Genomic DNA, 13,747 nt, shown 5'->3' with positions numbered 1-13,747 from the left:
ATGGACATGTCGAAGCAAATTTTGATCTTGGGCGGCGGATACGGCGGATTGCTGGCCGCTCTTACAGCACGCCAGCATATGGACGCTAGCCAAGCCACCATTACAGTGGTTAACCGCTTTGCGTCGCACCAAATTATTACGGAACTGCACCGTTTGGCGGCAGGTACAATTGCCGAAAAAGCTGTTGCGCTTCCTTTGGAAAAACTGCTGCGTAACAAAGAAATTATCCTGAAAGTGGATACTGTTTCCGAAATCAAGCCTGACGATAAAAAAGTAACCTTGGCCAGTGGTGCTACGTTGAGCTATGACGCTCTCGTTATTTCCCTGGGCAGCGAAACGGCTTACTTCGGTATTCCAGGACTGCAAGAGCATAGCTTCACGCTGAAATCAGTGGCAGAAGCCAATCGCATTCGCGCACATGTGGAAGCTCGTCTGGATGCTTACAAGCAATCGGGTAACCAAGCAGACGCTACAATCGTTATCGGTGGTGGCGGTCTGACAGGCGTTGAGCTGGTGGGTGAATATGCTGACAAATTGCCTGTAATTTGTCGCGAAAAAGGTATTAACTACGAAGATATCAACTTGTATTGCGTAGAAGCTGGACCATCTATTTTGGCAGGCTTCCCTCAACCACTGGTTGATCGTGCAGTAACAAGCCTTGAAAAACGTGGCGTTCAAATCGTAGCGGGTGTTCCGATTACAGAAATGAAAGCTGACGAAGTTCTCTTGAAAGACGGACGTTCGATCAAAACGAACACACTGATCTGGACAGGCGGCGTACAAGGTAATGCACTGGTTGGCGCATCTGGTATCGAAGTAAACCGTGGTCGCGCAACTGTGAATGGTGCACTGCAATCGACTTCTCACGAAGACATCTTCCTCGCTGGCGACAGCGCAGTGGTGTTCCCGGGTGAAGGCGAGCGTCCATACCCTCCAACTGCACAGTTGGCTTGGCAAATGGGCGAATTAGTTGGTTACAACATCTTCGCTTATTTCAACGGAGCGAAAATGGAACGCTTTACACCAGTCTTCTCCGGTACACTGGGCAGCTTGGGCAGAACAGACGCGATCGGTACTGTAGGCGCGAATGGCACCCAACTGAAAGGCGCTGTAGCTACTTTGATGAAGGAAGGCAGTAACATCCGTTACTTGTCCCACATCAAAGGACTTTTTGCATTGGCCTATTAATATTCTTTATATTTTATATGTTTCATTGGAAGAGAGCGCTATTCAGCGCTCTCTTTTTTTGTAGCTTTTCTTTTCGACACTAGAGTTGCTTACGATTCATTAGTCTTAATTCACTTCATCTTCGCTAACTCTGCCACCTGTACAGGGGGGAGCGCACCTTCAAATATACTCAGATCATCAATAGATCCTTTGAACGCAGGGTCCCACCAGTTGACACCTAAGCTGAATGTTCCAGATTTGGAGGTAAAGACATCGGGGAATTCTGAACCGATAAATTGAAGCTCGCCATTCACATACACGGCTAACACCCCACGTTCTACAGTGAAGGCGAGATGGGTCCATTCATTTGTTTTGATCTTTAGGCCAGTACTGCCGGTATACCAAAGTGAGCTGCCGGACCAGACCATTGTATTATCCTTCTCGGGTCCTCTGGGCAGAAGGCTAATCCAGTGGTTACTATCCATAGCTCCAAAGAAAGTTGGTGTATGCAGAGTTAAATCGCTTGGTTTTACCCACAGTGACACGGAATATGCTGAGCTGGATATGAGTCCTTCAGGTAGAGCAATGCCTGACTTTCCATCAAGGACTATAGCTTGGCCCTTTACGCCTTCAGCGTAGGATACACTTCCTCCCTGGCGATCGATTCGGTCACCGATAACTTTGCCATAGCAAAAGCATCCTGCTGATCCTCCAGATTATTTTCAAATGTGTATGACGCAGTCAATGTTGCTTTCTCATAAGGGGATACCGTGATGTTAAAAACTTTGTCCCGACTACGTTCTCCTTTGGTAATGGTAGCCGTCAAAGTGGCAGATGCAGCCTTTTCTCCGATTCCTGGACGCTTGATTTCACCTGTATCCGTAATGACGCTTTGGTCTGAAGTTTTCCAGGTAATCCGGGTTTGCCGACTGCCTTCCTTCGGAAGATTCAGGCTAGCCGTCACCCGACTTGTATCGCCAAGATCTAACTCACGATATACACTGTCCACTACTGTCGTATCGGTCATATCAGGGAGCTTACTGCCCCAAGCCATTTCACCTTTATTCGATAAAACTGTAAACGCCAGGATGTATTGATTCGTAACCTGATCCCATTGTCTTAAGAACACCCCATCCAATACAGCACCATCCAGTGTTAATTGGATATTCGCCTCTCCCGACTTGCGCCATGTTCCTTGGACATCGCCTTCGATGGTATGATCTGCTCTAAGCTGAATGAATTGTGTATTCTTGATCGTAGCCGAAGAATCACTACCATGATTAATATATTGATAATCGCCAATGAATTGTTTCTCATCCAGCTTTGTTAGCGTCTCGCCACCGTAACGGTAAGGAGCTACGACAGGCCAGTCATCCTGATTCATAAACATTTGGTGTACACGCAGCTCATGTGTCTCCCCCTGCTGAGGGAATCGGGTATGAAAGACGACAAACATTTGTCCAGTAGCAGGATCGGTGTATACAGAATTGTGTCCAGGGGAAACATAGCCGTAGCCAGTGCCTGTACCGGGGTCTCCTATCTTACTATCGAACAAGAAATTACCTATCAACTTGTTGCCATAAGTTGTATTTTTGGTGTTTGCCGGCAAAACAGCATTCTGTCCTTTGGCATCTTTATAAGGTCCTGTCGGTTTTTTAGAACGGAATAACCTCATGTTATACCCTCCGTCGGCTGAAAGACCGCCGTAGGTTACATACAAATAGTAATAACCCGTTTTTGGGTTGTATTCAATATACGGACCTTCCCCGGACTCACCGTATCCACCTGCAATCTTGGTGCCAAAATAACGATCAATCAGACGGCCGTCCTCCGTAGTTCCATCTTGACCTGGATACATGGGTTTGCCAGTTGGCTTATCCAGCTCCAGTAAAAATATTCCCCCGGACCATGATCCATACGTCATCCACAAGCGCCCATTTGCATCGTAAAAAACGCTTGCATCGATTGCATTTGGGAACATCCGGTTCGCATAAGAACCATCGGTATTAAACCATCCTGGTCTGAGCCCCTCGAGCTTGCCTTCCTTAATGAGTTGTTGAATCGGCGTATTTGTCCATTTTTTATCTACCTTGCTATCTTTATCGAATGCAGTCTCCTTCGTAAAACCAGTGTGTATAATTGTATCCACATATTGATATGGACCCTCGATTTTGGGTGCAACTGCAATGCCGATCGCGGAACGAATGTAGGTGGAAGATGCACTATAATAAATCATATATGCCCCTTTTGTCCCATCCTCATTGACATAATGCTCATTCCAAAATACATCGGGCGCCCATACCGAGAATCCTCCCTTACTATCCGCATCATTCTCACCCGCCCAAGCGAAAGATCCAGCTAGATTCTTCGATAAGTCCCCGTAAAGTGTGTTCCCAGGCGTAGTGTAACCGTTTGCAAAAGAAGTCCAGTTTGTAAGATCTTTTGACTTCGCCGCAGAGATGTGTGACCCAAATACATAATAAGTGTCACCGTCTTTGACAATGGAAGGGTCATGAACCGATACATTAGAGAAGGTTGGCGCATCCTGCTTATTATTCTGGTCTGGCACCGTTGCCGCCGCGTCTATTGCACCTAATGGTGCGCTTGCGATTGCTAATAATAATGTTAGTGTTATTGCAATGCTTTTCCTGACTTTACGTTTAACAAAACTTCTCATCATACACATTTGCCCCTTTCTGAATTGGAGTACAGTGATATATTCTGCTTTTATTGCTAAATACCTTTATGTTTATGAGTATTATTAATGTATTTATGAATCACTTGTCTATTAGGTAAAAATTATAAATTATGGTTGACGTTGTGATTTTGTGAGGGTAATCTAGTTAAGAAAAGGCTAATAAGAACGATTGTTTAAAATAATTTTGGTTTTAGCCTAAACGCTAACAAAGGAGAGCATTATGAAAATCAGACTGTTGGTCTGCCTTATGATTCTACTAAGTTTTGCTACTGCACACTCCAATTCGACATCAGCTCAAGCTCATACCCCCATACACTTGAAGGTCAATGATCATTACGTTTTATACACCTACCCTGCATCCCCCTTTGTGGATACGAAGGGAAGGCTGCTTATACCGCTCCAAGTGGCTGAGGATATACTGGGTGGCAAAGTAACTTATAATGCAGCGAACAAGACGGCTGCTGTCGATCTGTTGGGGCGTAATGTAACGGCAACGATTGGATCACCCGAAATATCAGTTAACGGTGAGCCGATGACAATGGACACAGTCCCCATCATGAAAAGCAACGCAATGTTTTTGCCGGTATCCATTTTGTTGAAGGATACAGATGCGAAGATGGAATGGGATCCCAAACGTGGCTTATTGAAACTAAGACATGATAGCTTTACGGAAAGTCCAGTTCTTATGAGGTTTAAGGGACAAGACTTGGCCCAAGTCATTGATGCGAATGCGTTTGATCTTACTTCCTTTGATTGGGATCGCAGGAAAGGCATATTGAATATTTATGCTATGTACGAGGGCGACTTATCGCCCGCCTTCAAGCAAATTGACTTTAATCCTATGATTGTTTATAGCAAAGGGACCTATAGTGTAAATCCTTATTCTAAACCCAGTATGTTTTACAAAGTTAAAATAACCAGTCCTGGTAATCTGGTTTATACGAGAAATATAGATACGACCAATGCGGATGAAGATTATATAAAATATATTACTTCTGTTGGCAGATTAATTAAGTAGTGGAATGTATGTTTCTTGTACATCATAAAAAAGCGACAAAGGCTTTGTAGCCTTTGTCGCTTTTTTTGAAAAAAGTGCGATTTAGAACGAAGTTATCGTGTTGCTGTTTTCGCTAGACTTAATTTTACCCACTACTCGAGATACCGAGTTTCTGTTTTTAAGCTCATAAAGAACATTCTCTATAAGAGAGTTTCTTTGCGCATTAGTAAGTGTATTGTTCCAAGCGTCAGTCTTTACATATACATCCACGCTAGCTTCACTGCTGTCGCCTCTTACTGTGAAATCAAAGCCAACGCCAGCGTAATTGCCATATCTATTAACCAAATCGCGTTGAATCGTACTTGCATCCAAGGAAGAAGCTACATCCTTCAAAGTAACATCGCCTCTGCTATTGGTTGTAAAGGTTGCTAATTTATCTCTATTACTAGAGTTTTTAACCGTACCCTCTACATCGGCATCTTTATACTCTTTCAAAATATCTTCCACGATGTCCTCCAGGAAGCTTTCCTTTCTGCTGTCAGATAGCTCAGTCCATCTGGATTTTGTCATTTCGATGGTCACCGTAATATCGTTTTTGTTACCATCCAGAGTGATATCCGAGTTGGTGTTGTAGTCATCCCTGTGATCATCGTTCAGTTTCTTTTGGAGATCCTTCAAGGAGCTAGAGCTGTTTTTACTCGCTTCATCTTTTAGCGTCTGGTTGTCTTTTTGCAATTGAGCGATGGTAGCGTCTTTCGTCGTGTTTGCTGCTTTTGCTGTGTTGAGCTCTTGAGTCAGCGTCGTAATCTGGTTGTTCAACGCCGTCACTGTAGACTGATCAATCGGAACGCCGTTGTCGGCAATGACTACGCGTTTGTTTGTACCATCCCATGTTACCTTTTTATCCAAAGCTGTACCTGCCAGCTTCAGCGGGATATACGTCACGCCATCCAGCAGAAATGGTTCTGTTTTAGCATCAGCAGGAACCTCGGTTCCGTTGTAGATAATTTTAATATTGTTATATACTGCTTGGATCGGCTTAGTCACTTGTGCGGCATATGTGGATTGGCTGAAAAGAGCCCCGGATATGGCCAAGGCGGATACGGCAGTGATGATGACAGGTTTTTTGATAGATTTCAGTGATTTCATTCGTTGGTCTACCCCTTTATTTAAGAATTATAGCCTGGTTCATAGACTAGAGTAACATTAATGCCTACAAAATCCAACAGCTTGGAGAGTCATTATGGGTTGTGCTTATATTGGTTAGACGCAACAGCAACCGTAAAAGTTGCCCTGTTTGCGCAAAAGTTTTTCCAAAAGTATCCGAACAACACAAAACAAGCCCGCTGCACAAGACAGCGTGACTTGTTGGTAAAACAGTGCGTCGAGGTTATCCATTCAGGATTATTTGCCGTCCTTCAGTTTGCCTGCTGTTTCCTGAAGATGGCCTTTGGCCTTATCCAGTTTGCCTTCGGCTTGAAGGGACTTATTATCGGTAGCGTTCCCGATTTGGTCCTTGATTTCACCTTTGGCTTTGTTCACATTACCTTTGATTTTATCGCTAATTCCGTTATCCTTCATGTTGTAGCCCTCCTTATGTGATTGAACTTTCATTTAGCATGCTGTAGTTAGTCATTACCCGAGCGAGGGTAATACGAAACCAGAGGCTGTATATCACAGACGGGGGTATAATGTGGGATACGGGTTAAATCAGAACGTGAAGTGGGGAGTGAGCGCATGCTCAAAATTTTATTGTTTATTCTCGTTATTCAAATTATTTACGTATCGGCGTATACACTGCGCATGATTCTGACGCTGAAAGGACAGAAGTACATTGCTGCGCTCATTAGCACCGTGGAAGTTACGGTCTATGTGTTGGGCTTGAATGTTGTGCTTAAGTACCTGGATCAAGTGGCAAGTCTTGCAGTATACGCCATTGGCTATGCATTGGGCATTCTTATTGGAGCATGGATTGAGGAAAAAATAGCGCTCGGTTATGTCACCGTTAAGGTGATCAGCAATGAGATCAATGGAGGAATTGCCAATGCGCTGCGGGACAAGGGATACGGCGTTACAGCCTGGCTGGGCAGTGGGCGTGATGGAGAGCGCCTGGTGATGGAAATTTTGGCTAAACGGAAAAACCAGAATAAGCTGTATCAGTCCATTCTAGAGCTGGATCCTAAGGCTTTTGTCATTACAGTAGAGCCGAAGCAATTTCATGGCGGTTTCTGGACCAAGGCTATCCGTAAATAAACATTTTGGTAAAATGCGCATATTTTTCGGAGGTTGGAGCATATTAATACCCGGACAGGTGGGAATTAACAGTAAGCCGACAGGGGATATTACCCTATAAAAACCGAGGGGGGATATAGATGTACAGACGCCAGGCCCCGGAAATCATTCCAGAGGAAAATACGGCTATTTGGTCGTGTACAAACGAGGGTTGCAACGGTTGGATGCGAACGGATTTCACCTTTTTGAACGAGCCAGCTTGTCCATTTTGCCAAGCCTCGATGGGGCAAGAAATGCGGATGCTGCCGATTCTCAATCGGGCGGGCAATTCCTTTGTCGCCCAGCGCTCCTAATCCAGGATTTCGCAAAATCTACAATTGAATGTGAGTACGATGATCACACTGCAGAATTTATGAACGTCAAAAGCCGCTCCAGCGACATGCTGAGCGGCTTTTGGTTGTGGAACATTGAGAATAGGGGTGACCTGTCCCCAAGTAAGGTATGCGTTGATCATGGTCTCTCGATAGGCTGCACGGAATCGCGATATACAATATGTCCCTGCACCAGGACTCGACCAAAGCGGCTGCCGGGATGGCTTATTTTTTTCATCATTGAATCAATCGCGGTACGTGCCATCTGCTCGATGTCTACTCCGACCGTGGTCAGTTGCGGAACAATAAGAGTGGCGTATACATCGTTGTCAAATCCGACCACAGAGCAGTCTTCAGGTACGCGGTATCCCAGACCAATGAGCTTGTGTACCAGATTGTGAGCGACCTGATCGCAGTTACATACAAAGGCAGTTGGTAGCGGCTGAGGAAGCTCCATTTCAACATAAGTACCTTCGTCGTCCCGGTCACTGAGCACCCACTCGTTACGGAGGGGCAACCTGTGCTCCAGCAAGGATTTATAGTAGCCGAGGAAACGATCCTGAATACTACTGGTGGAATAGAGATTGCCCACATATGCAATATCCCGGTGTCCCTGGGCGATTAAATAGTTGGTCAGCTCGTAGGCTCCGTAAAAATTATCCGTCACCACGGAGTCGATATCGGCATGCTCATCATAAAAATCGAGAAACATTTTGGGCAGGTCCATGGTTTGTACCAGCTCAATATATGGCTTGCTCACTTGACCCAGGAGAATGAAGCCGTCCACCTTGCGGTCGTAATAGATACGTGGCAGATTAAGCTGTTCTTCGTCTTCGCGATGGAGGATGTGAAGGATACCGTAGTAGCCATATGGCTCCAGTGCCCGTGAAATTTGCTGGTAGATGTGCAGATAAAACGATTGGCCGGGGCCGGTAAATCGTTCAGGGATGACAACACCAATGTTATAGGTGAGGCCCTCCTTCATGGACTTGGCAACGGTATTGAAACGATAACCCATTTCGCCCGCGAGCGTCTTAATACGCTCTTTTAGCTCCTCGCTAACCCCATCCTTGTCATTGAGCGCCTTCGACACGGTCACGCTGCTTACTCCCAGCTTATCTGCAATATCCCGCATCGTAACGTTGCTCTTCATTTCCTGTTCCGCCTTCCAATTTTAAAAAGATAAGCACTTTGCATAATTCCAGAGAATGGATGAAAAATGCTGGGGGAATATATTATTAACTTAGCCACCTGTACAGATACAAAGACTTAGCAGCAAAGTTGTCTTGTAAAGATACAAAGACTGGCAGCATGGCTGCCCATAGAACAACTATTAGCCTGCGGGTAACAGTTGTTCTATGGATAGTATACATGGTTCCGCAAGCAGGATAAAGCCTGCGGCTTATGTCCGCTGGGAAGGACGGGAGTGTGCTTGCAATAGCGCTTCATTGTGATGGATCAGTTCACGGCGGACAGCGGCGCTGCCGAGAGAGCGCAACGGATCGGATGGTGTATTGAAGGTGTAGTCCTCCAGTCGAGCGATGGTGGTCGTCGCTACGTGGATACGGGTATCACTGGATGCGTAGTAAATAAAGACTTCATCTTGTTCGTTAACGACTGCCCCATTGCAAAAAATAACATTCGAAACGTCGCCCACGCGTTCCTCATCATAAGGAGCCAGAAAGTGCCCGCCGGGCTTGGCAATGACGCGCGTAGGGTCTTCCAAACTGGTGGCAAAGGTATATAGTACATACCGCAGCCCGGCGGCCGTATTGCGTACCCCGTGAGCGATATGAATCCAGCCGCGACTGGTTTTGATTGGGGCAGGACCCTGCCCGTTCTTAGCTTCGTACACCGTATGATAACAGCGCTCATCAATGACGGTTTCGTGTTCAATCACGGGTTGTGTAATATCTTTGCACAGGCCGAAGGCGATGCCACCGCCCGAGCCGGTGGAAATAAATCCGTCCTGGGGACGAGTATAGAAAGCGTATTGACCGTCCACAAATTCAGGGTGCAGGACAACGTTGCGTTGCTGTGGGGACTGGGTAGTGATGTTGGGAAGCCGGGTCCATGTACGAAGATCACGAGTGCGGACCAGTCCGGCCTGAGCGACAGCACTGGAGGTATCGTGAGGTGGTGCGTCAGGGTCTTTTTTCTCTGAGCAATAAATACCGTAAATCCAGCCGTCCTCATGCTTCACCAGCCGCATATCATACATATTTGTTTCTTCTGGGTCGATATCCTCCCATACTAGGGGGGCGTCAATGAATCGAAATTGATCAATGCCGTTATCGCTTTCTGCCAAAGCGAAAAATGATTTTCGATCCAGTCCCTCGGTGCGCGAAACAAGAATGTATTTTCCTTCATGATAGATCGCCCCTGGATTCAATGCTGCATTTACACCCAGCCGCTCCATGAAAAAGGGATTGGTTTGCGCATCCAGATCAAACCGCCAGTGAAGTGGAACATGATGGCGTGTGAGCACTGGGTAGATGTAGCGTTCGTAGATACCATTATAAAAGGTAGTTTTAACCTCATTGGGGCGTGTAATCAGTTCCTCTTGCTGCAACCGCAGCTCATTATATTTGCTATGGATCATTGGTTTTCCATCCTTTCTAGCATTTCTATGCAAAATCGGCTGTTGTGATAAGGGCACTTCCAGGGTCCTGCAATCTCTCTCGCATCAGGCTTACAATCCGCTTGAACTGACCAGAACCATTCGCCTCCAGGGCGCGAATCTATAATATATTGCCGAGTATAGGCCCACAGATTACGGACAATTTGCAAAAATCGTTCGTCTTTTGTACGTTGAAACGCATTATAAAAACCAACCATCCCCTCGGCCTGTACCCACCAGATACGTGAGGTGTCTACCCGCTCTCCTTCCCGCTCATTGATGAGCGATCCGTCTGGCTGAACAGCGCGCTCTGCTACCGCATTGGCAATATCTATCACCATATCCACGTATTCTGACGGGTAATAACCCAACACACTCATAGCGTCCTCAATCAACCAGCTGGCTTCGATGTCGTGACCATATGAGGTCAGGTCAAGCAGAGAGCGCCATTCATGGTCGAAAAATACCCCCAGTCGTCGGGCAGAAGCATCGTAAACACGATGATATAAAATATCCAGTACGTTCGTCAGTGCATCTCGAACCTCTTCATTTGGCCAGACGCGCAGCAATTGGGTGTACGCCTCCAAAACATGAATATGCGTATTCATGGTGATATGCGCGGTAACCCCATTTTCGCTGAGTAGCTCATTAGGCTGCGTGTTCCACGATCGGTCATATTGTTCGCCGTATGCCTGCCGGGTGGGATCATATCCTTTTTGCTCCAGCAGGTGGAACAGCTCCATAGCTAGTGGTAATGCATTCGGGTCGTCTGTGGCACGTGCATACTCTGCTATCGCATAGATCGCAAATGCCTGCGCGTATACATGCTTGCACGTGTCCACGGGTTGCCCGGTGTAGTCCACCATCCAGTACATTCCTCCATGTAATGGATCAAGCAGGTGATCCCGCAGGAATGTGAATGCATGTCGTGCGGCTTCTGCATAGGTATCTTCCCCTGTTACACGGGCAGCCGCCGAGAATGACCAGAGTAGCCGTGCAGTGGCAATCCCGCCTTTGTTAGCTTGGTTATGAATGTGCAGATCCACGTCCACCTCGCCGTAAAACCCACCGTGTGTCTCATCCTTCAGTCCAAGCCAGAATGGGAGTATGTGCTCCTTCCATTCCTGTCTAATTTCGTCCAGTAATGTTTCCAAGAGACAAAGCCTCCTTCGGAAAATGAATTATTAGGTTATCGTTAACTTTACAGGATTATCATATCTAGCTGTTTGTAAACTGTCAACCATGCTAAATTGGTGTTTTTTTATAAGATGTGACCCATTCCACTTTACAAAAAGAATATTGCAATTGACATAGTAAGCGCTAACATAATAAAATGATTTTGTTACTTTAACGATAACCTTATTCGAAAACAACAGGAGGAGTCGTCTCATGAAGTTGTCCAAGGTTTTGATGTCATTACTATCCGTGGTTTTGTTAGCGGGGCTGTTTACTGGCTGTACCTCAAAGAAGGATGAGCCAGCTGCCAGCTCTGATCCGAAGGGTGTGGAAGGTGAAATTACGGTTATCACACAGCGGACTGATATTGTGGATACCGTATTTCAGGATTACGCCAAGGAATTTAACAAACTTTATCCGAACGTGAAGGTCAATTTTCAGGCATTGGCCGATTATGAGGGTCAAATTAAAATCCGTATGGGGACCAGGGATTATGGAGATGTTTTGCTGATTCCTGGCAGTATTCCAGTTGAAGAGCTGCCCAACTTTTTCGAGCCGCTGGGTACTTATGAGGAGATGAAAAACAAGTATACCGGCCTTGAAGAACGTACGGTGGATCATAACAGCTACGGTATTCCAATTGCGATGGTTTACTCTGGTGTGATTTATAACAAAAAGGTGTTCAAGGACGCAGGAATCACGCAGCTTCCCAAAACACCGGACCAATTCCTGACAGCGTTACAGCAGATTAAGGACAAAACCAAGGCAGTGCCGCTGTTTACGAACTATGCCTCTGGTTGGGCACTGACCCAGTGGGAGTCTAGTCTGGCAACATTGGCGGGTACGAAGGAATATGTGAATGTCACACAACCGAATACAGATGACAATTTCACGAAGGGCCAGCCCCACTATGAACTGTATAAGGTCCTGTACGATGCGGCTAAAAAAGGCCTGATTGAAAAAGATCCAACGACTACAGATTGGGAGACCTCCAAGGCGGATCTCGCTCAAGGCAAAATCGGTACGATGGTGCTTGGCTCTTGGGCGATTGACCAGATCAAAAGCACAGCTTCTAACAAGGATGATATCGGTTTTATGCCTTTCCCGACGAATGCCTCCAAGGTACTTGTGCCTCTGGCTGGTGATTTTAACCTCGGTATTAACGTAAACAGTGAAAATAAACCGGCGGCCCGTGCCTGGGTGGATTGGTTTACCGAAAAGTCCAACTATGCCGTAGAGCAGGCAGGTAGCATTAGTCCGCTGAAGGGTGCCCCAATGCCTAGCATTTTGAAGCAATACGAAGATCAGGGAGTCGTTTTTGAAACGCTCACTCCGTCTCCAAAAGGACAGGAAGGGATTGTCGATAAAATCGACAAAAAGGGAGAAATCGGCTTGTGGCAGCCTGACTTCAAAAAACGCATTATTGAGGCAGCGGTCGGTAACCGCCCGGAATCGTATGATGCCATTATGAAGGATCTGAACGATGCATGGGTGAAGGCGCGTGCTGAAGTGGCTGCAAAGGAAGCAAAATAACCATCTGAACTGACGAAAAGAAAGGATCGACGTAGCAGTCGATGGACGGATAGCCAGGAGGTGCAGCATGTTAAAATTTTCGAATCTCAGCTACTCTAAACAAAGATTGGCGATTATTGTTGCCTTTTCAATTATTCCGCTAGCGCTGCTGATCACTTTTGCGTACTTGCCAGTGATCAATATGTTTAAGTACAGCTTTTCGGACTGGAATGGCTATAGTAAGCGTCTGGAATATGTGGGCTTTGAAAACTATATCAAAATCTTTACCGACCCCGAGTATTTCTCGGTGTTTAAAGTCAGTCTGTATTACTTTGTAGCCACGTTTGTACAGATGGGGCTGGCCCTTTATTTTGCAACCATTCTCAGCTTTCAAACCTGGTTTAAAAATTTCTTTAAAGGCGTTTTGTTTTTTCCTTCCCTGATGAACGGGGTAGCTATTGGTTTTATTTTTCTATTCTTTTTTAAGCCAGACGGTACCCTTGATACACTGCTTCAGGCGATGGGGCTGGGTTCGTATGTCAAGCTGTGGCTGGGCAACCCGGAGATTATCAATATTTCGCTGGCTGGCACGTCGATCTGGAGATACATGGGCTTTAACTTTATCGTGTTTCTCGGTGCGATTTCCTCCATATCCAGTGATCTGTATGAAGCGTCTGATATAGACGGGGCTAACCGCTGGCATCAATTCCGCTCTATTATTTTGCCGAGTATCAAGCGGATTTTGCAATTGAATCTCATCTTGGCGATTAGCGGGGCGATCAGTGCGTTCGACATCCCGTATATTATGACCGGTGGCTCCAACGGCAGTGAAACATTCGTCATTCAGACGCTTGATGTGGCATTCAAATACAGCAAGGTCGGTTTGGCCTCAGCGATGGCGGTCGTTCTGCTGCTGATCGTGATTGCTGTCACACTGCTTCAACGGTTGCTAATTCGGGGAGAGGAGGACTAAT

At 46.1% G+C, this 13,747-nt stretch carries 11 protein-coding genes and 1 pseudogene; 6 read left to right on the top strand and 6 right to left on the bottom strand.

Translation table 11 applies throughout. The features are described 5' to 3' along the window. Positions 1-6: 6 nt before the first annotated feature. Positions 7-1,188 carry an NAD(P)/FAD-dependent oxidoreductase gene (locus MHI21_RS24375; protein ID WP_061829474.1) on the top strand — a complete coding sequence of 394 codons (1,182 nt, stop codon included), beginning with the start codon at positions 7-9 and terminating at the stop codon, positions 1,186-1,188. A gap of 110 nt (positions 1,189-1,298) precedes the next feature. On the opposite strand, the pseudogene MHI21_RS24370 reads toward MHI21_RS24375, so the two are convergent. Continuing rightward, positions 1,299-3,847, bottom strand: a pseudogene (locus tag MHI21_RS24370) (LamG-like jellyroll fold domain-containing protein). A 238-nt stretch (positions 3,848-4,085) separates the two neighbouring features. On the opposite strand from MHI21_RS24370, the gene MHI21_RS24365 reads away from it, so the two are divergent. Next, positions 4,086-4,883, top strand: a complete 798-nt coding sequence (locus MHI21_RS24365) for a copper amine oxidase N-terminal domain-containing protein (RefSeq protein ID WP_342419048.1) — start codon at positions 4,086-4,088, stop codon at positions 4,881-4,883. 81 nt (positions 4,884-4,964) lie between these two features. Here MHI21_RS24365 and MHI21_RS24360 read toward each other — a convergent pair whose 3' ends face one another. Together MHI21_RS24360 and MHI21_RS24355 are read right to left on the bottom strand one after the other, a co-directional pair. Then, positions 4,965-6,011: a stalk domain-containing protein gene (locus MHI21_RS24360; protein ID WP_342419047.1), complete on the bottom strand. Its 1,047-nt coding sequence runs from the start codon at positions 6,009-6,011 to the stop codon at positions 4,965-4,967. A gap of 255 nt (positions 6,012-6,266) precedes the next feature. Next, positions 6,267-6,443, bottom strand: a complete 177-nt coding sequence (locus MHI21_RS24355) for a CsbD family protein (protein ID WP_068939077.1) — start codon at positions 6,441-6,443, stop codon at positions 6,267-6,269. Between the two features lie 156 nt (positions 6,444-6,599). Between MHI21_RS24355 and MHI21_RS24350 the strand changes: the two genes are divergently transcribed. Further along, the gene (locus tag MHI21_RS24350; protein WP_023990890.1) at positions 6,600-7,115 is read left to right on the top strand and encodes a DUF2179 domain-containing protein; all 516 of its coding nucleotides are present in this window, start codon (positions 6,600-6,602) and stop codon (positions 7,113-7,115) included. 119 nt (positions 7,116-7,234) lie between these two features. Continuing rightward, positions 7,235-7,447 carry a cold-shock protein gene (locus tag MHI21_RS24345; RefSeq protein WP_025721956.1) on the top strand — a complete coding sequence of 71 codons (213 nt, stop codon included), beginning with the start codon at positions 7,235-7,237 and terminating at the stop codon, positions 7,445-7,447. A 157-nt stretch (positions 7,448-7,604) separates the two neighbouring features. Here the strand turns inward: MHI21_RS24345 and MHI21_RS24340 are convergent, their stop codons facing one another. From MHI21_RS24340 to MHI21_RS24330, 3 genes are all read right to left on the bottom strand, one after another. Then, complete coding sequence (locus tag MHI21_RS24340) at positions 7,605-8,618, bottom strand: substrate-binding domain-containing protein (protein ID WP_342419046.1); 1,014 nt, start codon at positions 8,616-8,618, stop codon at positions 7,605-7,607. Between the two features lie 249 nt (positions 8,619-8,867). Then, on the bottom strand, positions 8,868-10,067 hold the full coding sequence (locus tag MHI21_RS24335) for a glycosidase (RefSeq protein WP_250260144.1): 1,200 nt from the start codon (positions 10,065-10,067) through the stop codon (positions 8,868-8,870). Next, the gene (locus MHI21_RS24330; RefSeq protein ID WP_342419045.1) at positions 10,064-11,239 is read right to left on the bottom strand and encodes an AGE family epimerase/isomerase; all 1,176 of its coding nucleotides are present in this window, start codon (positions 11,237-11,239) and stop codon (positions 10,064-10,066) included. Before MHI21_RS24330 ends, MHI21_RS24335 begins: the two co-directional genes overlap by 4 nt. A 235-nt stretch (positions 11,240-11,474) precedes the next feature. Here MHI21_RS24330 and MHI21_RS24325 point away from each other — a divergent pair, with 235 nt between their 5' ends. Next, on the top strand, positions 11,475-12,794 hold the full coding sequence (locus tag MHI21_RS24325; protein WP_165177990.1) for an extracellular solute-binding protein: 1,320 nt from the start codon (positions 11,475-11,477) through the stop codon (positions 12,792-12,794). Between the two features lie 67 nt (positions 12,795-12,861). Beyond that, entirely contained in the window at positions 12,862-13,746 is an 885-nt protein-coding gene (locus MHI21_RS24320; protein WP_061829466.1) for a sugar ABC transporter permease, read from the top strand. Position 13,747 lies beyond the last annotated feature (1 nt).

Source organism: Paenibacillus sp. FSL H8-0168 (genome assembly GCF_038592955.1).
In the GTDB taxonomy this organism is placed as follows: domain Bacteria; phylum Bacillota; class Bacilli; order Paenibacillales; family Paenibacillaceae; genus Paenibacillus; species Paenibacillus polymyxa_B.
Note: the sequence above shows the minus strand (reverse complement) of the source record. Positions and strands in the feature narration are given on the sequence as shown.

Coding starts and splice junctions, on each gene's coding strand:
- MHI21_RS24375 (WP_061829474.1), top strand. CDS start 7: ATGTCGAAGCAAATTTTGATCTTGGGCGGCGGATACGGCGGATTGCTG.
- MHI21_RS24365 (WP_342419048.1), top strand. CDS start 4,086: ATGAAAATCAGACTGTTGGTCTGCCTTATGATTCTACTAAGTTTTGCT.
- MHI21_RS24360 (WP_342419047.1), bottom strand. CDS start 6,011: ATGAAATCACTGAAATCTATCAAAAAACCTGTCATCATCACTGCCGTA.
- MHI21_RS24355 (WP_068939077.1), bottom strand. CDS start 6,443: ATGAAGGATAACGGAATTAGCGATAAAATCAAAGGTAATGTGAACAAA.
- MHI21_RS24350 (WP_023990890.1), top strand. CDS start 6,600: ATGCTCAAAATTTTATTGTTTATTCTCGTTATTCAAATTATTTACGTA.
- MHI21_RS24345 (WP_025721956.1), top strand. CDS start 7,235: ATGTACAGACGCCAGGCCCCGGAAATCATTCCAGAGGAAAATACGGCT.
- MHI21_RS24340 (WP_342419046.1), bottom strand. CDS start 8,618: ATGAAGAGCAACGTTACGATGCGGGATATTGCAGATAAGCTGGGAGTA.
- MHI21_RS24335 (WP_250260144.1), bottom strand. CDS start 10,067: ATGATCCATAGCAAATATAATGAGCTGCGGTTGCAGCAAGAGGAACTG.
- MHI21_RS24325 (WP_165177990.1), top strand. CDS start 11,475: ATGAAGTTGTCCAAGGTTTTGATGTCATTACTATCCGTGGTTTTGTTA.
- MHI21_RS24320 (WP_061829466.1), top strand. CDS start 12,862: ATGTTAAAATTTTCGAATCTCAGCTACTCTAAACAAAGATTGGCGATT.